The organism is Zavarzinia marina (genome assembly GCF_021568905.1).
Lineage (GTDB): Bacteria > Pseudomonadota > Alphaproteobacteria > Zavarziniales > Zavarziniaceae > Zavarzinia > Zavarzinia marina.
In genome coordinates this window covers 309,063-329,079 of the sequence record NZ_JAKGSB010000001.1, presented here as the reverse complement: position 1 = coordinate 329,079, position 20,017 = coordinate 309,063, and the positions used below count along the sequence as shown (strand labels likewise).

General features: G+C 68.3%; 17 protein-coding genes. 9 read left to right on the top strand and 8 right to left on the bottom strand.

Annotated elements, in window-relative coordinates:
• Positions 1-131 precede the first annotated feature (131 nt).
• Entirely contained in the window at positions 132-1,226 is a 1,095-nt protein-coding gene (locus tag L2U69_RS01525) for an acyltransferase family protein (protein WP_236104584.1), read from the top strand.
• A gap of 8 nt (positions 1,227-1,234) precedes the next feature.
• Here the strand turns inward: L2U69_RS01525 and L2U69_RS01520 are convergent, their stop codons facing one another.
• Complete coding sequence (locus L2U69_RS01520) at positions 1,235-1,906, bottom strand: cysteine hydrolase family protein (protein WP_236104583.1); 672 nt, start codon at positions 1,904-1,906, stop codon at positions 1,235-1,237.
• A 116-nt stretch (positions 1,907-2,022) separates the two neighbouring features.
• On the opposite strand from L2U69_RS01520, the gene L2U69_RS01515 reads away from it, so the two are divergent.
• On the top strand, positions 2,023-2,532 hold the full coding sequence (locus L2U69_RS01515; protein WP_236104582.1) for an SspB family protein: 510 nt from the start codon (positions 2,023-2,025) through the stop codon (positions 2,530-2,532).
• A gap of 47 nt (positions 2,533-2,579) precedes the next feature.
• Complete coding sequence (locus tag L2U69_RS01510) at positions 2,580-4,202, top strand: fumarate hydratase (RefSeq protein WP_236104581.1); 1,623 nt, start codon at positions 2,580-2,582, stop codon at positions 4,200-4,202.
• Positions 4,203-4,264: 62 nt separating this feature from the next.
• Here the strand turns inward: L2U69_RS01510 and L2U69_RS01505 are convergent, their stop codons facing one another.
• Positions 4,265-6,859: a flavin-containing monooxygenase gene (locus L2U69_RS01505; protein WP_268967199.1), complete on the bottom strand. Its 2,595-nt coding sequence runs from the start codon at positions 6,857-6,859 to the stop codon at positions 4,265-4,267.
• 136 nt (positions 6,860-6,995) lie between these two features.
• Between L2U69_RS01505 and L2U69_RS01500 the strand changes: the two genes are divergently transcribed.
• Positions 6,996-8,213 (top strand): PucR family transcriptional regulator, encoded by a 1,218-nt coding sequence (locus L2U69_RS01500; RefSeq protein WP_236104579.1) that lies wholly within the window; start codon positions 6,996-6,998, stop codon positions 8,211-8,213.
• 58 nt (positions 8,214-8,271) lie between these two features.
• On the opposite strand, the gene L2U69_RS01495 is transcribed toward L2U69_RS01500, so the two are convergent.
• Positions 8,272-8,931 carry a DUF4286 family protein gene (locus L2U69_RS01495; protein ID WP_236104578.1) on the bottom strand — a complete coding sequence of 220 codons (660 nt, stop codon included), beginning with the start codon at positions 8,929-8,931 and terminating at the stop codon, positions 8,272-8,274.
• Positions 8,932-9,016: 85 nt separating this feature from the next.
• Between L2U69_RS01495 and fumC the strand changes: the two genes are divergently transcribed.
• Complete coding sequence (fumC, locus tag L2U69_RS01490) at positions 9,017-10,423, top strand: class II fumarate hydratase (RefSeq protein WP_236104577.1); 1,407 nt, start codon at positions 9,017-9,019, stop codon at positions 10,421-10,423.
• Between the two features lie 10 nt (positions 10,424-10,433).
• Positions 10,434-10,691, top strand: a complete 258-nt coding sequence (locus L2U69_RS01485; protein ID WP_236104576.1) for a ribbon-helix-helix domain-containing protein — start codon at positions 10,434-10,436, stop codon at positions 10,689-10,691.
• A 21-nt stretch (positions 10,692-10,712) separates the two neighbouring features.
• On the opposite strand, the gene L2U69_RS01480 is transcribed toward L2U69_RS01485, so the two are convergent.
• Positions 10,713-11,600, bottom strand: a complete 888-nt coding sequence (locus tag L2U69_RS01480) for a transglutaminase family protein (protein WP_236104575.1) — start codon at positions 11,598-11,600, stop codon at positions 10,713-10,715.
• The gene (locus tag L2U69_RS01475) at positions 11,601-15,068 is read right to left on the bottom strand and encodes an AsmA family protein (RefSeq protein ID WP_236104574.1); all 3,468 of its coding nucleotides are present in this window, start codon (positions 15,066-15,068) and stop codon (positions 11,601-11,603) included.
• 64 nt (positions 15,069-15,132) lie between these two features.
• On the opposite strand from L2U69_RS01475, the gene L2U69_RS01470 reads away from it, so the two are divergent.
• Positions 15,133-15,336: a DUF4169 family protein gene (locus tag L2U69_RS01470; protein WP_236104573.1), complete on the top strand. Its 204-nt coding sequence runs from the start codon at positions 15,133-15,135 to the stop codon at positions 15,334-15,336.
• Here L2U69_RS01470 and L2U69_RS01465 read toward each other — a convergent pair.
• Positions 15,327-17,402, bottom strand: coding sequence for a protein-disulfide reductase DsbD family protein (locus tag L2U69_RS01465; RefSeq protein WP_236104572.1), 2,076 nt, complete (start codon positions 17,400-17,402; stop codon positions 15,327-15,329). The genes L2U69_RS01470 and L2U69_RS01465 overlap by 10 nt on opposite strands.
• 60 nt (positions 17,403-17,462) lie before the next feature.
• Between L2U69_RS01465 and L2U69_RS01460 the strand changes: the two genes are divergently transcribed.
• Complete coding sequence (locus L2U69_RS01460) at positions 17,463-18,122, top strand: hypothetical protein (protein WP_236104571.1); 660 nt, start codon at positions 17,463-17,465, stop codon at positions 18,120-18,122.
• A 40-nt stretch (positions 18,123-18,162) separates the two neighbouring features.
• On the opposite strand, the gene L2U69_RS01455 is transcribed toward L2U69_RS01460, so the two are convergent.
• Both L2U69_RS01455 and L2U69_RS01450 read right to left on the bottom strand, forming a co-directional pair.
• Complete coding sequence (locus L2U69_RS01455; RefSeq protein ID WP_236104570.1) at positions 18,163-18,945, bottom strand: SDR family oxidoreductase; 783 nt, start codon at positions 18,943-18,945, stop codon at positions 18,163-18,165.
• On the bottom strand, positions 18,942-19,268 hold the full coding sequence (locus tag L2U69_RS01450; protein WP_236104569.1) for a nuclear transport factor 2 family protein: 327 nt from the start codon (positions 19,266-19,268) through the stop codon (positions 18,942-18,944). The genes L2U69_RS01455 and L2U69_RS01450 overlap by 4 nt, the downstream gene beginning before the upstream one ends.
• 97 nt (positions 19,269-19,365) lie before the next feature.
• On the opposite strand from L2U69_RS01450, the gene L2U69_RS01445 reads away from it, so the two are divergent.
• The gene (locus tag L2U69_RS01445) at positions 19,366-19,731 is read left to right on the top strand and encodes a winged helix-turn-helix transcriptional regulator (RefSeq protein ID WP_236104568.1); all 366 of its coding nucleotides are present in this window, start codon (positions 19,366-19,368) and stop codon (positions 19,729-19,731) included.
• The last annotated feature ends 286 nt before the right edge of the window (positions 19,732-20,017 follow it).

Below are 20,017 nucleotides of genomic sequence, written 5' to 3'. Positions count from 1 at the left end.
CTGCGACGTTCGCAATCCAGGCGCAAGCCTGGGCGCAAAGAGGGGGCGAAAGCCGCCGGTTCCGGGGCAATCGGGCTCGCGACGCCCGGTTTCGGCGATAGAATGGGCGCTGTTGCAACCACGGAGTTTCCATGGCCGTCCCCCCGTCCCGACCGACCGACGCGCTTCTCGGCGAAAGGGACCGGACCATCGACTGCCTGCGCGGCATCGCCATCCTGCTGGTCGTGCTCTATCACTGGCTGGTGCGCTGGACCGTGCCGGAATTCGAGCACGACGTGACCGCCTGGCGGCATGTCCACTCGCCGGTCTTCCTGCTCGGCCGCTATGGCGTGCAGATCTTCTTCGTGATCTCCGGCTTCGTCATCGCCATGACCCTGATGCGTTCCGCCTCCGCCCTCGAATTCGCGGCGCGGCGCTTCGCCCGGCTGTTCCCCGCCCTGCTGCTCGCCGCCAGCCTGACCTTCGCCGTCTCGCGCCTCCATGATCCCTTCGCGCTGGGTGTCGGCTTTCGGGACTATCTGCTGAATCTCACCTTCATCGGCTCCATGCTGGGGGCCGAACTGGTGGACAGCGCCTATTGGACGCTCTCGGTCGAGGTGCGCTTCTATGCCTTCGCCGCGCTCTGCTGGTTCGTGCTGCGGGAACGGTTCTGGATCGGCCTGATCGGCTTCGCCCTCCTCGCCCTCGCCGCGGATATGATGGAGCCGCGCCTCGGCAAGCTCTTCCTTCGCGATTACAACGCCTTCTTCCTGCTGGGGGTGGCGCTGTGGCAGATCCGGCGGGGCGTCGGCGCGGGACGGGGCCGGGTCTCGGCCGGCTTTCTGGTCGCCATGGCGGTGCTCGCCTATGGCATGACCGCCGGGCAGTTCCACGAGGCCGGCCTGCCCGACTGGGCGCCCCACGCCTTCGTGCTCGGCGCCATGGTGCTCGTCGTGCTGGCGCTGGGCGGCAGGTTGCGGCTGAACAGCCGGTGGCTGGCCTGGGTCGGGCTCGTGTCCTATTCGCTCTATCTGCTGCACCAGATCCTGGGCATTCATATGATCCGGGCGCTGCGCCTTCTGGACCTGCCGGATGTGGTGGTGTTTCCGCTGACGCTCGCCACTTTCCTCGCGGCCTCGCATCTCGCCTTCACCTTCGTCGAGCGGCCGGGACGGCGCGCGATCATGGCGCTGTGGCGCCGGACCGCCGCCGCCCTGCCCCAGATGCGCCGCCAGCCGGCGGAGTGACGTTCCCCCTACGCGCCGAACGCGGCCAGCACCGTGGCCGTATCGGCGACGCAGCCCCAGATGCCGTCCTCCACCTGGGTCATGTGGATGGCGGCGGCATGGGCGTATTCGTCGCCGGAGGCGCAGGCATCCTCGATCAGCAGGCATTCGAAATTTCGGTCGCGGGCTTCGCGCTGGGTCGTGTGCACGCAGACGTCGGTGGTGCAGCCGGTGAACATCAGGCAGCCGATCCCCTTGGCGCGCAGGATCGTGTCGAGATCGGTATGGGAAAAGGCACCGTTCGCCGTCTTGTCGACGATGACGTCGCCGGGACGGACATCGACTTCCGGCACGATCTCGAAGCCCGGCTGATCGCGGAGCAAGGCCTTGGTGCCCGCCATGCCGGCGCGTTCGCGGCGCCAATGCTCGAAGGGCGTCATGTCGGCGAAATCGGCGCGATAGCCCTGGCGGGTGTGGACGATGGTGCAGCCCGCCGCCCGCGCCACCCCGATCAGGCGGTTCACGTTCGGCAGGATTTCACGAAGCCGCGAAGGGTCGTAGCCCTTCAGCGCGAAATAGCCGTCGGGCGAGAGGAAATCGACCTGAAGGTCGATCACCATCAGCGCGGTGCGCGCCGGCACCACGGGACCGTCATAGGGAAAGCCATAGGGCCGGGCCTGGACCTGACGGAGAGCGGACATCGGGTACTCCTCTACACATGGCGCCATGCCCCCGGTCTGGGGGCTCTTCGATTGAACGGGGGACCATCAGTCGATAGGCTGGACGGAAAGGGCGACCTCAGGATCGAGTCAAGCGTATGGCCAAGGATTACATGAATTACGGCGGCATGGTGCAGGATGCGCTGCGCGGCGTGGTGCGTCAGGCCCTGACGCGCGCGGCGGCGCAGGGCCTGCCCGGCAACCATCACCTCTATCTCTCGTTCAAGTCCAATGCGCCGGGCGTCGACATTCCCGACTATCTGCGCGAACGCTATCCGGACGAGATGACCATCGTGCTCCAGCATCAATACTGGGGCCTGGCTGCCCACGAGGATTGCTTCGAGGTCCAGCTCAACTTCAACAAAATGCCGGAACGCCTTGAAATTCCTTATGCGGCGATGACCGGCTTCTTCGATCCATCCGTCCAGTTCGGGCTCCAGTTCCAGCCCACCGGCGAGGAAGCGGCGCCCCGCCCGGCGGCCCAGGGCGCCGAGCCCGCGGCCTTCACCCCGCGCGAGGACACCGAGGAAAAGCCCGACACCGACACCCCACCTTCGGATGAGAAGCGCGGCGAAGTCTTGACGCTGGACGCCTTCAGGAAGAAATAAGGCGCCAATCGCCCGCCCCTATCACCCGTAGCGCAGAGGTTCCGGCCATGACGGCGTTCGCCTATCAGGAAATGTTCGAGCACGATCCCGCCAACAAGGTGGAGACGCCCTGGCGCAAGATCACCTCGGACGGGGTGAAGGAGATCGTGGTCGGCGGCAAGCGCGTGCTGGAAGTGGCGCCCGAGGCGATCGAGGCCCTGACCTTCGCCGCCTATCGCGACGTCTCCCATCTGCTGCGCCCCGGCCATCTGGCGCAATTGCGCCTGATCCTCGACGACGCGGAAGCCTCGCCCAACGACAAGTTCGTGGCGCTGGAACTCTTGAAGAACGCCAATGTCGCCGCCGGCATGGTGCTGCCGTCGTGCCAGGACACGGGCACGGCCATCGTCATGGGCAAGCGCGGCCAATATGTCTGGACCGACGGCAAGGACGAGGAAGCGATCTCGCGCGGGGTCGCCCGCACCTATACCGAGACCAACCTGCGCTATTCCCAGATGGCGCCCCTCGACATGTATCGCGAGAAGAACACCGGCAACAATCTGCCGGCCCAGATCGACCTCTACGCGACGCCGGGCGACGAGTATAAATTCCTCTTCGTCGCCAAGGGCGGCGGTTCGGCCAACAAGACCTATCTCTATCAGGAGACCAAGGCGCTGCTGAACCCGGCTTCCCTGCTGAAATTCGTCGAGGCGAAGATCAAGACGCTCGGCACCGCCGCCTGCCCGCCCTATCACCTGGCGATCGTCATCGGCGGCACCTCGGCCGAATTGAACCTGAAGACGGTGAAACTGGCGTCGTGCAAATATCTCGACGATCTGCCGACCAGCGGCAACGAGCTCGGCCGCGCCTTCCGCGACCGCGAGCTCGAGGCCGAGATCCACAAGCTGACCCAGATGTCCGGCATCGGCGCCCAGTTCGGCGGCAAGTATTTCTGCCACGACGTCCGCGTCATCCGCCTGCCGCGCCACGGCGCCTCCTGCCCGGTCGGCATCGGCGTCTCCTGCTCCGCCGATCGCCAGATCCTGGGCAAGATCACCAGGGACGGCGTCTTCCTGGAGGATCTGGAGCACGATCCCGCGAAATATCTGCCCGAGGTCACCCATGACGATCTCGAGGGCGAGGTCGTCCAGATCGACCTGAACAAGCCCATGGCCGAGATCCTGAAGACCCTCAGCCAATATCCGATCCGCACCCGCCTGTCGCTCAGCGGGCCGATGATCGTGGCGCGCGACATCGCCCACGCCAAGCTGAAGGAACGGCTCGACGCCGGCGACGGCCTGCCCCAATACATCAAGGACCACCCGGTCTATTACGCCGGCCCGGCCAAGACGCCGACGGGCTTTGCCTCCGGCTCCTTCGGGCCGACCACGGCGGGGCGCATGGATAGTTACGTCGAGCAGTTCCAGGCGGCCGGCGGTTCCATGGTCATGCTGGCCAAGGGCAACCGCTCGAAGCAGGTGACCGATGCCTGCAAGGCGCACAGCGGCTTCTATCTGGGCTCGATCGGCGGGCCGGCGGCGATCCTGGCGCAGAACTGCATCCGCAAGGTCGAGGTGCTGGAATATCCCGAACTCGGCATGGAAGCGGTCTGGAAGATCGAGGTGGAGAATTTCCCCGCCTTCATCGTGGTCGACGACAAGGGCAACGACTTCTTCGCCAACCTGATGTGACCTGAAAACGCGAAAGGGGCGCGGCGGTCCGACCGGACGCCGCGCCCCTTCTTTTTGCTTGTTTACTGCGCCGCGACCGTGGCCTGCGGCGTTGCCTTCACGCGGGCCTGCAGGAATGCCGCATCCAGGAACGCCTGCATGTGCTCGGTGATCTCGCGCGCCCGCGGGATCACGCCGGCCATGCTGAGGGTCGCATGGACCAGCCCGTCGAGACGGATCGCCTTGACCTCGATACCGGCGGCGGCGAGCTGCCTGGCATAGATCTCCCCCTCGTCGCGCAGCGGGTCGCATTCCGCCGACAGCACCAGGGCCGGCGGCAGGCCCGCCAGCGACTTGGCATTGACCGGCGACGCCAGGGGCGAGGAGAAATCACCTCCCTCGCCCATATAGGCGGCGAACATGCCTTCCGCCGCCCGGGCGGAGAGGATCGGGCCTTCCGAGAACTCGACCTTGGACGCGGTCTTCGACTGCCCGTCGATGGCGGGTGTGATCAGCACCTGGGCCGTCAACCTGGGCCCGCCCTCGTCCCTTGCCCGAAGCGCGGCGACGGCGGCCAGAAGCCCGCCCGCGCTCTCGCCCGAAACCGCGATCCGGCTGGGATCCCCGCCATAGGTGGCGATATGGGCCGCCGTCCAGCACAGCGCCGCGAATGTGTCGTCGGTCGCCGCCGGGAACGGATTCTCCGGCGCCAGGCGATAGGAAGGAGCGACCACGATGGCGCCGAGATCCTCGGCCAGCGCCCGGCACGGCTTGTCCGCCATATCCAGGCTGCCGGCGATGAAACCGCCGCCATGGTAGAAGACGACGACCGGCAGCGGCCCCGGACGGTCGGGGCGATAGATCCGCACCGCCCGGTCGGCGCCCGCCGAGGGATAGGTCGTCTCGACCACGTCGACGTCGCGCGCCGCGCCCTGAAGCATGGAGAAACTGTCGACCACGGCCCGCGTTTCCTCGACCGTGCAGTCGTGCAGCGGCTTCGCCCCCTGCCCCATCAGGACGCCGAGCAGGGCGGTCACCGCCGGATCCAGCTTCATCATGGGCGGCAGGCCGTTGCGCGCCTTGCCGACGGCGAAACCGCCGTAACCGGTCGACTGCACTTCGCCGGTCATGGTGCGATAGAGCTGGGCCGAACCGATGAAGATATAGGTCGCGACGCGCTTGCCCTCGACATTGGCGCCCATGTACCAGGAGTTCGCCTTGGGGAAGAGCGTCATGTGCAGCAGACCGTGGACGATGGTCGCCCAGCGGTCCTCCGCCTCGGCCGTCGCCTCGATGGTCTCGGCGTCATTCGCCAGGGTGTAGCGGACGGCATCCGCCGCCAGGTCCACGTGATCCTCGATCGCGAGGGGGTTGTTGTAGAGGGCGACAGCACTGGTCGGGCCGGTGATGGTGAAGAGATTGGGGAAATCGTGCATGGCGATCCCCAGATAGTTGCGCGGCCCGTCCTTCCAGCGCTCGGCCAGGGTGACGCCGCCGCGCCCGGTCAGGCCCATGTGGACCAGCGGGCCGGTCGCCGCGTCGAAGCCGATGGCGACGATCAGCACGTCGATCGGATATTCCTTCTCGGTCGTCACGATCCCGGTCCTCGACAGGCGCACGATCGGCGTCGAGCGCAGATCGACGAGATCGACATTGTCCTGATTGAAGACGTCGAAATAATCGCTCTCGAAGGCGAGACGCTTCGTGGCGATCGGGTGATCCTTGGGGCAGAGCAGGTCGGCGACCTTGGGATCCTTCACCCGGTCGCGGATCTTGCCGCGCACGAAATCCGCCAGATCGTCGTTGATCGCCTGGTCCGACAATACGTCGGCATAGGAACAGACCAGCAGCGGCCAGCCGCCGCCCGACCACAATTTCTCGTATTTGGCATGGCGCTGTTCGGCCGGGACCATGGCGCCCGAAACCTCCGGCGGCTCGAAGGGAATGCCCATGAAGCTCTCGCGGCAGCCGGCGCGAAGCTGCGCGTGGTTTTCCGAGATCCAGGCCCGGCGCTCCGGCTCGATCTCCTCATTGCCAAGGGGCAGGGCGAAATTGGCCGTGCGCTGGAACACGGTCATATGGGCCGCCTGCTTGGCCACCTCCTGGATCACCTGAATGCCGGTCGAGCCGGTACCGATGACGGCGACGCGCTTGCCCTTCAGGTCGACCTCGTGGTGGGGCCATTGGCTGGTGGTATAGACCTCGCCCGCGAAATCCTCGATGCCCTCGAAGTCCGGCGGCTTGGGGATGGAGAGATTGCCGCTGGCGGCGATCAGGAAGCGGGTGGTGCAGGCCGCGCCGTCATTGGTGGTGATCGTCCAGCGATGCGCCTCGTCGTCCCAGACGGCACTGGTCACACGGATGTCGAAGGTGAAGTCCTTCCGCAGGTCCAGGGTGTCGGCGACGAATTCGAGATAGGAGAGGATTTCGGGCTGGGCCGCGAAACGTTCCGACCATTGCCAGCGCTTCTGGATCTCTTCCGAGAAGGAATAGGAATAATGGAGGGATTCGATGTCGCAGCGTGCCCCGGGATAGCGGTTCCACCACCAGGTGCCGCCCGGGCCGCCGGCGGCCTCGAAGCCCTTGACCTTCAGTCCCATCTGGTCACGGAATTTGTGCATTGCGTACAAACCGGAAAAGCCTGCACCAACGACGACGACATCGTAATTCACGGCCATTTCGACCTCCTCCCACTGTTTTTTGCTCTTAGTTGGAAAAATCTGACAAAAATCCCCCGTGCCGTCTTCGGGCGAATGGATAGAAGCAAAGGCCGCCTTTGACCAATTGGCGTAAAGGCGCCATAGTCATGGCGTTATGGCGACGAAAGACGAGGCCGACATTCGGCACTGGGTGTGCAAGGTCGCCACCGTGCTGGCGCCGGCCGCCCGCGACATCGGCGATGCCGTCGCGGCGCATATCACCGCCCGCATGCCCGAGGTCGGCGGCGACGCGGTCGCGCAGACGGTGCGGGTGACGTGCCGGGCGAATATCGCCAGCATCTTCGACAATCTCAGGCGGGGCGAGCCGAGCGACGCCATCGTGCCCTCGGAAGAGGTCATGGCCCTGACGCGCGACCTGGTGAAGCTGGGCGTGTCCGGCACCTTCGTCTTCCGCGCCTATCCGATCGGCATGCAGCGGCTGATCGACATCTGGGCCGATGCGGTCGGCGACCATGGCCCGCGCGGGCACGAGGCGGTCGCGGTGGTCAAGGCCGGCACCGCCTACATGCTGGCCTGGCTCGACCTCGTCACCTCGCGCCTGTCGGAGGAACATCGGCGCGAGCTGGAAAGGATCGCGCGCGAACGCTCCTTCACCCTGGTCGAAGGCATCCGCCGCGTGCTGGACGATCCCGCCGTCGACGCCGATGCCGCCTCGGCCCGCATCGGCTATCCCCTGCGCGGGCGCCATGTCGCGATCGTCCTGACCGAAGACCCGCGCCGACCGCGCGGCGCCGTTCCGATGGAGGCGGTCGCCCAGGACTGGGCGGAAGTGCTGCGCGCCGAGCACAGCCTGATGGTGCGGGTCGACACGCGGACGAGCTGGTGCTGGCTGACGGTTCGCCCCGCCGTACAGCGCGGGCGCCTGCCCCGCCATGCCGGCATCTTCGCCGGCATCGGCCGGCCGGGGGCCGGGATCGAGGGGTTCGCGCGCAGCCATCGCGACGCGCTCGACGCCCTTCGCGTTGCCGAACGGGCGAAATCGGCGGAAGGCGCCGCCCTCTTCTTCGAGGAGGTCAGTGTCGCGGCGCTATGCTCCGCCGATCCGGCGCGGATCGACACCTTCATCAAGGAGGAGTTGGGCTCCCTGGCCGGCACGGGCGCCACGGCCCGGCGCCAGCGCCAGACCCTCGACGCCTTCTATGCCGCCAATTGCAACTACCGCTCCGCCGCCGCCGCCCTCGGCCTGCATCACAACACGGTGCGCTACCGCCTCGAGCAGATCGAGCAGGACCTCGGCCGCCCCGTCGGCGAACGCCGCCTGAACCTCGAACTGGCGCTCCACCTCGTCGGCATCTTCGGCGTGCCGGATTGAGCCCCCCAATGCGTCGTCATCCCAGCCTTCGCCTGGATGACGACGTCTTGAAGGCGGGTCAGACCGGCTCCAGGAAGAAGGCCGTCAGGCTCTTCATGTCGATCGCGTCCGACATCACGGCCCTGCCCGAGCGCGCATCCGCCGCCACCCGGGCGGCGAGATCGCGAAGGTCGGGGCAGTCGACGTCGTAGACCGCCAGATAGCGTTCGCCAAGACCGATGGGATCCAGGAAGGGAATCGCCAGCTTGAAGCGTTCCGCTCCGAAGATCCCGTCGATGGCGATCACGTCCGGCACGTGCCGACCGTCGTACCAGGTGTTGAATTCATCCTCCCGCCCCTCGCTCGGTTTCGAGAGAGCGACGAACAATTGCCGGCGATGACCCGGCGTACCCTGGAAGGCCGCGACCGGGCTGAATACCAGGGCGGTCAGGCTCGCGGGATCGAGGACGTCGGAGACGGCGATCCGCCCGTCGCCATGGGCATCGACCAATTCGGCCAGCATGGCCGAAAGATCCTCGGTTTCGAGTTCGTAGAGCACCATATAGGACCAGGGTGCCTTGCCGGCGAAAGGCAGCACCACACGGTATCGGGTTGCGCCGACGAAGCCCTTCAGACCCATGAGGTCCGGGATATGCTGTCCATCGTACCATTCGTTGTATTCGCGATCCCGATCACCGCTTGCGGGATTGGACAAGACGATCTGAATGTGCCGGGCCATCCCCCCTACCTTCTTCTTTGTCCGTGACTGACACGGAAGCGTCGCTCAAGGACGCTACCATTCAACCGTCCATATGGAGGATCTAATGGGCAATACCCGCACGGAACGCGACAGCTTCGGCCCGATCGAGGTGCCGGCCGATCGCCTGTGGGGTGCGAACACGCAACGCAGCCTTATGAATTTCCCGATCGGCGACCGCGCGGCCGAGCGCATGCCGACGCCGATCATCCGCGGCCTCGCCCTGGTGAAACAGGCGGCCGCCCGGGTGAACGGTGCCACGGGCAAGATCCCCGCCCCGCTCGCCGCCGCCATCGCCGATGCCGCCGCCGAGGTCGCGGCCGGCAAGCACGACGCCGAATTCCCCCTGGTGGTGTGGCAGACCGGCTCCGGCACCCAGAGCAACATGAACGTCAACGAGGTGATCGCCAATCTGGCCAACGACGCGCTGGGCGGCGCGCGCGGCGCCAAATCGCCGGTGCATCCCAACGACCATGTGAACCACGGCCAGTCGTCGAACGATTGCTTCCCGACCGCGATCCATGTCGCCGCCGCCGAGCAGGTGAGCCATCGCCTGCTGCCGGGCCTGCGCCATCTGCAGGAAGCGCTGGCCCAAAAAGCCCTCGAATGGGCGCATCTGGTGAAGATGGGGCGCACCCATCTGCAGGATGCCGTGCCCTTGACCCTGGGCCAGGAATTCGGCGGCTATGCCGCGCAGCTTTCCTTCGCCATCCACGGTATCGAGCACGCGCTGGACGGTGTCCTCGACCTTGCCCAGGGCGGCACCGCCGTCGGCACCGGGCTGAATGCCGCCGCCGGCTTCGCGGAGAAGGTGGCGGCGGAACTGGCGCTGCTGACCGGCATTCCCTTCCGCTCCGCCCCGAACAAATTCGCGGCGCTGGCGGGCCATGAGGCCACGGCGGCCCTGTCGGCCGCCGTCGAGGTCGCGGCCATCGCCTGTTTCAAGATCGCCAGCGACATCCGCCTCATGGGTTCAGGCCCGCGTTCCGGCCTCGGGGAATTGTCCCTGCCGGAGAACGAGCCCGGCTCCTCCATCATGCCGGGCAAGGTGAACCCGACCCAGGCCGAAGCCCTGACCATGGTCGCGACAAGGGTGGTCGGCAATCACGCCACCATCGCCTTCGCCGCCACCCAGGGCCATTTCGAGCTGAACGTGTTCAAGCCGGTGATCGGCGCGGCCCTCCTGCAGTCGATCGCCCTGCTCGGCGATGCCGCGCGATCCTTCGCCGATCGCTGCGTCATCGGCGCGACCGCCAATGCGGCGAAGCTGGACGAGAGTGTCCGCCGCTCCCTGATGCTGGTGACCGCGCTCGCCCCCGAGATCGGCTACGACAACGCGGCGAAGATCGCCAAGCACGCCCACACCCACAACCAGACTCTGCGCGAGGCCGCCCTCGAACTGGGTCTGATCGACGAGGCGCGTCTCGACGCGCTGCTGGACCCCGGCACCATGCTCGGGCCCGACAAGGACTAGAGGAACAGAGATGCAGAAGCGTTCGATCGAGATTGCCGGCCACCGCACCTCGGTCAGCCTCGAGGACAGTTTCTGGGGCGCCCTCGCCGACTATGCCCGCAGCAACGGGCGGACGGTGAACGCCGTGGTGACTGAAATCGACGCCGGCCGAAGCGAAGGCACCAATCTGTCGAGCGCGATCCGCCAATTCCTTCTGGGCGCGGCACGGGCGGGCCAACTGCCCCTGCCCTCCACCGAGGACACCTCCCCGACGGCCGAAGGGGCGTGAGCGGGGCGTCGCCCCTTCGCCTCAGGCGCCTTCCGCCGTCACCGAAACTTCTACTTCCATGCCGAGATAGTCGTCGGCGGCGCCGGTGAAGCTGCCGCCCACCGGCACGGCCTGCGCCGGGTCGCGGGTGGCGGCGACACGGATCAGGGCGGCGCTGCCGATCAGGCCATTGGTCGGATCATATTCGACCCAGCCGGCCCCCGGCACATAAACCTCGGCCCAGGCATGGGTGGCACCGGCGCCCTGCACCGCCTCGCCCTCGGCGTCGACGTCGAGGGCGGGATCGTAGAGATAGCCCGAGACGAAGCGCGCGCCGAAGCCGAGATGGCGCACCGCCTCGATCATGAGGAGGGCGAAATCGCGGCAGGTGCCGCTGCCCGACTGCAGGGTCTCGACCGGGGTCTGGGTCCCCTCCTCGTCGCGCGCGGCATAGGTGAAGCCCTTGTGGATGCCTTCGTTGATGTCGGCGAGCAGGGCCAGGGTATCCGTGCCCTTGTGCATCACGAAACCATCGACCCATTGATCGAGCAGCCCCTTCGGATCGGCGTAATGGTTCTCGCGCAGGGGACCGAGGTCGCGGCGGTCGTCGGGCGAATAGATGAAGGGATAGGTCGTGGCATCCGGATCGACGTCGAGGCGCGGCGGGACATAGGGGTAGCGGTCGAGGACGAGGACGCTCTCGATCTCCAGCATCTCGGCCGGCGCCGGGAATTCGACGAAGGCGACCGAATTGCCGAAGACGTCGTGGACCCAGCGCATCTCGCCCGGTGGCGACAGGGTCAGGGTGGCGTCGAGCAGCCGCAGGTCGTGGCTGTCGCGCGGGCGGACCATGAGACGATGGGTGCCCAGCGTTACCGGATTCGCGTATTTGTAACGGGTGACGTGCCGAACGACGAGACGTTTGGTCATCTAGTTTCCGCCGAGGCCCTTGAAGATCTGATCGACGATGGCCTTGCCGGGATTGGCGCCGCCCGAACCCGAGCCCGAACCGCCGCCCGGCAAGGGCAGGCCCGGGATCTTCACACCGATGAACTTCTGAAGATAGTAATTCTCGATGTCGCGGCTCTTCACCTCGGCCTGCGGATCGTCGACCGGCCCGGTGATGTCGATGCCGAGCGCCGGCAGGTCCGCCGGTTCGTTCAGCTTGACCGCCAGCCTGACGCGCGTGGACCAGGCCGGCAGATCGACCGTGCCGCCGCCCGAGAGCGCGCCGCCGTCCATGTCGGAGCCGAGCTTCGTCAGGGTGACGACGCCGCGCGCGACGTCGAAATCGCCGGCGATGCGGCGGTAGTTGGTCGCCCCCGATTTCACGGCCGCGGCGATCCGGCCGATGATGTCTCCCGGCTGGTTCACGGTCTTCAGGCCGTCCGACAGGGTCTTCAGGTCGATGCCGTGGATCCTGCCGTCGGCGGCGACCAGGGACCCCGAGCCGCCCAGGCTTGAGACCACCTCGAACGGGCTGCGGCCACTGCCGGTCACCGCGAAGACCAGGTCCGCCTTGCCCGACAGCCCGGGCTCGTTGCCCTTCCGCCCGGTCATCATGTCGAGGTCGAGCCCCCGTGCCTTCCAGTCGGCGCCGAGCGCCAGACCCTGGCCCGAGGCGTCGAGGCTCAGCGCGCCGGTGACGATGCCCTGTTCCGCGCCCGCCTTGAAATCCACCAGGCGGACCACGCCGGCCGCCGCCTCGATCCGCCCGACGACACCGTTGAGGTTACGACCGTTCCACATGAGCTGATCGACCGAAAGCGCCAATTTGCCCTCGATCCGGCGCAGCCGCTCGAGATCGAAGGGGGCGGTCGACCAGCGCCCGCCGCCCGTCGTGGCCGGACGCCCCGCCCCGCCGGACGGCCCGCCCGCCGAAGCCGTGGCGAAAAGGGCGAGATCGAGGCGGCTGGCGGACAGCCGGCCGTCGAAGGTGACGGTCTCGCCCGTGCCGAAGGCCCCGGAGAAGCCGAGGCGATTGGCTCCCGCCGTCACGTCGAGAGTCGAGACCCGGACCGTATCGCCCGAGACCATGGCCGCGAGTTCGAGCGCGAGGCGCCCGGACACCGGCCCCGCGAGACCGAGGCGCGTCAGCATGCCGGCGCCATTGTCGGCGGCGAGCTTCATTTCGACGGCCCGCCCTTCGGCCGTGGCACGCAGCCCGGCGCCGAGGGTGGCGACGCCGAGCGCGCCGTCCAGCCGGGCGTCCGGCTGGTCCGGCGTGCCGCGCAAGACGACATCGAGGTCGACCGGGCCGAGCACGGGCCCCGCCGCCGTCGGCGTGAGACCGGCCTGGGTGGCCAGGACCACGAGCTCCGGCGCGCTGAGGGTACCCTTCAGATCGAACTGCGGCGCGCGGAGAGCGCCGAGCGCCCCGGCGAGCGCGAGCCTGGTGTCGCCGACCGCGACCCAGGCATCGACATGGGCTGCCTCCGGCTTGCCGGTCAGCCGGCCTTCGAGGGCGAAACGGCCGAGGGTCGCCATCCGGTCCGTCGTCTCGATGCCGGCCAGGGTCAGCGCCGGCTTCGGCGAGGGCGCTTCCAGGCGAAAGGCGAAATCCGCCTCGGGCGCACCCTTGGCAAGGCCGAGCTTGCCGCTGGCGCCGACCTTCAGCCCGGCGTAATCGCCGATCGACAGGGTCGACAGGCGGAGCGCCGCCGGCGCCAGCACGCCGTCGAAGACGACGGTCTTCAAGGTGTCGCCCCGGAGCGCGAGACTGCCGATCGATAGCCGCAGGCCGATGTCGAAGCCGAGGTCGGGAATGGGCGAGGCCGGCGCCGCCGCGCCGATCTCGGCCAGCGGGCTGGCGGGCGGCGCGGTCATCGACGGCAGGTCGGGTGCCGCCCCCAGATAGGGATCGGCCTCGAAACGGTCGACGTCGAGGGTCAGGCTTGCGGTCGGGCGCGGGCCGGGCTGCCAGCCGGCGCTGCCCTTCGCCGTCGCGCCGTCGAGGCGGATGGTCAGGCCCGAAAGGTCGGCGCCGACGCCGTCGGTGGTCAATTTGGCGGTCAGGCCGAAACGGGTCAGGCGGTCGGCCGGCAGCCCCTGGGGCGTCACCTCGAACCAGTCCGTCAGGGCGCGGGGATTGTCCGATGCGACGTCGATGGTGCCTTCGAAGCGCGGCCGCCCCTCGAACAGCGAGGCCTTGCCGGAAAGACCGAAGTCGGTACCGCCGGGCAGCACGGCGGAAGCCCGCGACAGGGTCAGGCGACCATCCTCGAGGGCGGCCACGAGGGCGATCTTCTGAACGACCGCGCCCGACCATTGCAGGGCATCGACCGCGAGATCGACATCGGCGGTGATGCCCGTGGGCAGCACGAGGCCCGGCCCGCCCTCCGCCGGCGGCGGGGACGGCGCGGCGGTCGGCGCCGGCGCCGGCGACTGGCCGCCCCGCGCGGCGGCGGCCAGGGCGTCGCCGTCGAGGCGCGGCATGCGCAGCTTCAGGGAGACCGCCGGCACCTCGCCCAGGGCGACACGCAGCCGGCCGCTGCCCGTCGACTCGCCGACGGCGAAGGCGAGATCGTCGACCGCGACCCGGCCGGCATCGGCGCTGAGTTCACCCTCGGCCGAGATCGGGCCGCGCAGGGGCACGTCCATGCCCGTCAACCCGGCGAGCGCCGCCGCGTCCTCGATCAGGAGCTTGGCCTTGCCGGCCAGCGCCGGCCCCTTGGCGCCGGCAAGGTCTAGCGTGCCGCCGAGGGTGAAGGACGCGCCCGCGAGGCCGAGCTTGAGATCATAGCCGACCGGCTCGGTCCCGCCGATCCGGCCCAGCGCGACGTCGAGCCCGACCGGCATGCCGCCATAGCTGGCGCCGCCGCTCAGGGTGAAGGGGCCCTGCAGGCTGGGAGCGGAGAGATTGGCCTCGATCGCCTCGACCCGCTGGGGCGGGCCCTCGGCCGGACGCCATTCGAAGGTACCGTTCTCGATCAGCACGCGCTGGACCGCGACATTGCCGCCGCCGGCCGATACGCCGCTCGTGTCTTCACCGTCGGCCGACACGGCCTCCTCCGCCCTGGCCGCGGCGGCGAGGCTCGCCTCGTCGAGGACGACGGTGGGATGGGCGAGGCGTACTTCCGCCACTTCGATATCGCCGCCGAGCAGCGGCAGCAGGCTGAGGCGGAGGTCGATGGCATCGGCGCTGGCGACCGTCGGCGCATCGGGATCGTCCAGGCCGGCGGGTCCGGTCACGCGGATGTCCGCGGCGGAGATCGCCGGTGTCGGCAGCAGCGAGAAGCGGATGTCCCCGCCGAGGATGACGCGATGTCCCGTCGCCTCCTCGATCAGTCCGGCGATGCGCGGCTTCTGGTCGTTGAGGTCGACGAGCAGGGGCGCGGCAAAGCCCAGGGCCACCACCAGGCCCACCGCAGCGCCGACGCCGATCAGAAGCTTGCGCAAAATTCTCCTCCGTCCAATTCTATCGACATTCTAGACGCCCGATGCGGGCAACGGGAACCGTCGCATGGCCGAGATCGTCAATTTGCGCCGGGTGCGTAAGGCGAAGGCCCGCGCCGAGGCCGCCACCACCGCCGCCGAGAACCGCGCCCGCTTCGGCCGCCCCGCCGCCGAGCGGAAGCTCGAGGCGGCACGGGATGCCCTGACCGAGAAACGCCACGAGGGTCACCGGCTCGACCGGCGCGGCGAAGGCGACGACGATCAGGGCTGAGACAGCGCCTCCACCACGATCCCCTCCGTCAGCAATTGGGGCAGCACGCGCGGCGCCCCGCCCCCCGCCGGATAGACGACATAGAGCGGCACGCCGGAGCGGCCGTGTTCGGCCAGCATGCGGGTGATCGCCGGATCGCGGTTGGTCCAGTCGCCGACCATATAGACCGTGTCGGTCGCCGCCAGCGCCTCGCGCACCGCCGGGCGGTCCAGCGCCACCTGTTCGTTGACGAGACAGGTGATGCACCAGGCGGCGGTCATATTGACGAAGACCGCCCGCCCCGCCGCGCGGTATGACGCCAGGCTTTCGGCCGAATAGGCTTCGGCACCGGCCGGGCCATGGGCGGTGACGCCCGGCGCCTGGGCGTCGCGCATCGGCAGCGCCGCCAGCACGACGGCGACGATCGCCGCCGCCAGGCCGACCAGCTTCGCCCCCGGCCCGGCGAATTCGCGGAGCACGAAGGCGGCGAAGGCGAGGAGCACGAGGCCGGCACCGGCCGCCGCCACCGCGTTCGCCCCGGTCTGCACCGACAGCACCCAGAGCAGCCAGACCGCCGAGGCGAAGAGCGGAAAGGCCAGGATCTTCTTCAGCCGCAGCATCCAGCCGCCGGGCTTCGGCAGCAGGCGCGCCAGCCCGGGCACGAAACTGACCGCCAGGAAGGGCGCGGCAAGGCCGAGACCGAGGGCCAGGAAGATCCCCAGCGCCTCGGCGGGCGGCCTTGTCAGGGCGAAACCGAGCGCCGTCGCCATGAAGGGCCCGGTGCAGGGGGTCGCCACCACGGCGGCGAGCAGCCCGATCCCGAAGGAGCCGGCGGGCCCGGCATGGCGCGTCAGCCGGTCGCCCAGCCCCATGAAGCCGGCGCCGAAGGAGACGATGTCGAGCATCCACAGCCCGAGGACGAAGAACAGATAGGCGAGCAGCGCCACCACCAGCGGCGATTGAAGCTGGAAGCCCCAGCCGATGGCATCGCCCCCGGCCCGCAGGGTGAGCAGCGCCCCCGCCAGCAGCGCGAAGCACGAAAGCACGCCCGCCGTATAGGCAAGGCCGTGATGGCGCATCGCCGCCCCCGGGGCCCGCCCGGACAAGGACAGCAGCTTGATCGACAGTACCGGCAGCACGCAGGGCATCAGGTTCAGGATCATCCCGCCGAGAAAGGCGAGGCCGAGGGCCAGCAGAAGCCCGATGCCCGAGGTCGCGGCGGTCCCGCCCGCGCCCGGCGGCGCCGTCTCCACGGCGGCGGGCGATACCGTGACGGCGGCCGGCACGACGCCGGCGATCGCCGTATCGACGGTGAAACCCCGGGTCCAGCCGTCGCTTTCGATCACCAGGACGCCGGTCAGGCGCTCACCCGCGAAGCCCTGTTCCAGGGTCGCGGTCAGGCGGCTGCCCTCCAGCGCCTGGGGGGCGGCGGCGATGATGGTGCCCGGCTGGTCGGGAAAGAAATGCGCGGCCTTGGCCTGGATGTCCTGGGGCAGCAGGATTTCCAGGGTCTCGCCCTGGCGCGCCGCGACCGCGGGCGCCGGCAGCGGCAGGGGCAGCAGGGCGCGGGATTTCTCGAAGCCGAGGAGATGGGCGGGATCGCGGCTCGGCGTGGCCGCGACGGGGATCGACAGGGAAAGATCGGCCCCCTCGGGCACGCAGATCTCGGCGCAGATCAGCCAGTCGGCGCGGGCGGCGAGGTCGAGGCGGTCGCCCGTGAAATCCTTCGGCACGGCGATATCGCTGAGCAGCCAGACCTCGCCCTCGTAGCCGTAGTTGACGAAGGGCCCGACCGGCAGGGCCTCGGGCAGCGGCCATTGGATCGGCCCCGCGCCGACGCCTTCGGGCAGGGTCCAGGCGATGGTCGTGGGCAGACCCGTATCGCCCGGGTTCAGCCAATAGGTATGCCAGCCCGGCCGCGCGACGAGGCGCAGCGCCACGGTCACCGTGGCGCCCGGCACCGCCACCCCCTCGGCCACCAGTTCGGCCTCCGCGTTCTCGGTCCGGACCGGCGCCGCCGCCGCCGGGGCGAGCGCGGACAGGCCGAGCGCCAGCAGGAGACAGAGACGGAGGAGGATTTTCGGCATGGTTCTGGCGGCGTCCCGGATTAGCATGTCGAGACTTATACGCCGGATTGAGGCCAAGTGATGATGCGCCGGCTTGCCGCTGTCACGGTTTTTCCGCTGCTTCTCATGCTTTCGGCGACCGGCGCCGACGCGCGGGAGCGCCTGCACCTGCCTGCCGCCCTGGTCGCCGCCATCACCGCCGCCTGCCCCGACTGCGCCACGCGCGGTGTCATCGCCTGCGGCGACACCGACGTCCGCACCGGCCCCAAATATCTGGACCACGCCTTCCAGGGCGCCCCGCCCCGCGCCTACGTCATGTCCTGGCCGATGGGCGACAAGGACATGCGCCGCCTGTCCGAGACCCTGCCCCTGGATGCCGCCAACACCGCCATCGCCGCCGCCTTCGCCGAAATGACCCTGGTCGCGGCAACCCCCGACCACGGCGCCCGGGCCCTGCCCGCGCCGAAGACAAGCGCCGCCCTGCCCCCGGCCCTCCACGCCTGTCTCGCCGACCCCGACAAACCCTGGGGCTGCTGCGCCGCCGGCTGTGGCGAGGACGAATGCTGCGAGAAATCCCTGGGCAGCCCCCGGATCCGCGCCGACTGGCAGGATCCGGAAAGCGCGGAATCCCTGACGCTGCGCTGGTCCCGCAACGGCGGCACCCGCCTGACCCGCGTCGATGCCGAAGGCACGAAGACGTCCTATGCCTGTCTCGCCTGGGGCCCGCTCCGTCTCGATTGAAGGTTCGGGCTCGATTGAGGGGTCGGGCGCGCCGCATGCCTCACACGGTGGGAACGGTCCCCCCGTCGATGACATATTCGGTACCCGTGATCGCTGCGGCGCGCGGCGATGCGAGGAAGGCGATCAGATCGGCGACCTCGCCGGGTTTCGCCGGTCGGCCGAGTGGAATGCCGCCGAGTGCATTCATGATGATCTTCTTGCCGCCCTCATAGTCCGTGCCCGCCGCCTTGGCGAGCCGTTCCCCAAGGGCGACGGCGGCGTCGGTCTCGATCCACCCCGGCGATACGCGCACCACCCTTACACCTTTGGGGGTTACTTCCTTCGACAGGCTCTTGCTGTAGGTCGACAGCGCAGCCTTCGCGGCGGCATAGGCCGTCGTCGATTCCGGCAGGGGCAATTCGTGCTGGATCGACGTCACATGGATGATGACGCCCGAACCTCGATCGATCATCGACGGCAGCAGCGCGCGGTCGAGGCGGATTGCGGGCAAGAGATTGTGATCGATCTCCTTCAGCCATTCCTCATCGGTCAAACGCGCGAAGCCGCCCGCCGGTGCGCTCGATCCCCCCAGCACATTGACGACGATGTCCGGGCCGCCAAAGACACGGAGCACCTCTTCGGCGACATCCGCGCACCCTTTCGCGGTCATGAGGTCCGCAGCGACATATCGGACGTCTCCCGATCCATTTTCGGGGATCGTCCTGGCGACGGCGGTGACCTTCGCGCCGGCGTCCGCCAAAACCCGAACGACGGCAGCCCCCAGGCCCTTCGTGCCGCCGGTGACCAATGCGCGCTGGCCGCCGAGACCGAGATCGAAGCTCATGGCGCGATCTCCAACCGGGCGATGGCATCGCCGGCGAGCGTGAAGGCAAAGCGAAGGTTCAAGGGACTTCCCGGAAAATTCCCGGTCAAGCGGGCGGTGACGATGGTCCTGTCGCCCTGGTCATCGAGCGCCACGGGTTCGCTGACATAATCGAATTTGGCGGACGCCTCGGTCTTCCAGCGCGCAATGGCCTCGCGTCCCCGGTGTGTCCGTTTCTCATCGATCACCACGGCATCGAACGTGAAGCATTGCGCGACGGCCGCGCCGTCCGCGGTGTCCGCCGCGAAATAGGCCGCTATGGGTTTGGGGAGTGAGAGCAGCATGATCGGTCTCCGACTTGAGCTTGTCCGCCCAAGGAAATCGATCTAACTTCCGGAAATAGCAAGAACGCACGAAAAAGTAAGGTACTTACGGAAAAGTATGGGACACATCTATACACGGGAAACGGCGGCGGAAGGCGTCGAGAATGCTCTCAAGCTTCTCGAGGGGCGCTGGAAGCTCGTCATTCTGTTCCACCTCTTTGGCGGACAGGTTCTGCGCTTCTCCGATCTGGAGCGCGCGATCCCGGGCATTTCCCAGAAGATGCTGATCCAGCAGCTTCGCCAGATGGAGAAGGACGGGATCGTGTGCCGCATCGTTCACCATCAGGTGCCGCCGAAGGTCGAATACTGCCTCACGGACTGGGGCCAGGCTTTGTGCCCGGCGCTGGATGCACTTCTGACCTGGGCGGCGCAGCGGGAAGGCACCGACGTCGGTGCCTTGGGCGCTGCCACCCCCTCGCGGTGATCCTCGGCGCGACGCGGACGGACCATCGAGTCGCCGCTCGAAACCGCTGACGCCGGGGCCCTTGATGCTCCGCCTCTCCCCGTCGACGGCCGCCCGGCGATTTCGGCCGCGATGACCCGGGCCCGGCCCGCGTCGGCCCAGGCCTGGAAAAGCCATTGTTCCTGCGGCGCTGGAGCCCCTTTCCGCCTCGATTGCGTGATCTCGGTCACATCACGGGAAGCCCCTGGCCGGATGCGAAAATTAACACTTGCACCCCCGCGATTTTGCCCTATATCTCCGCTCCAGA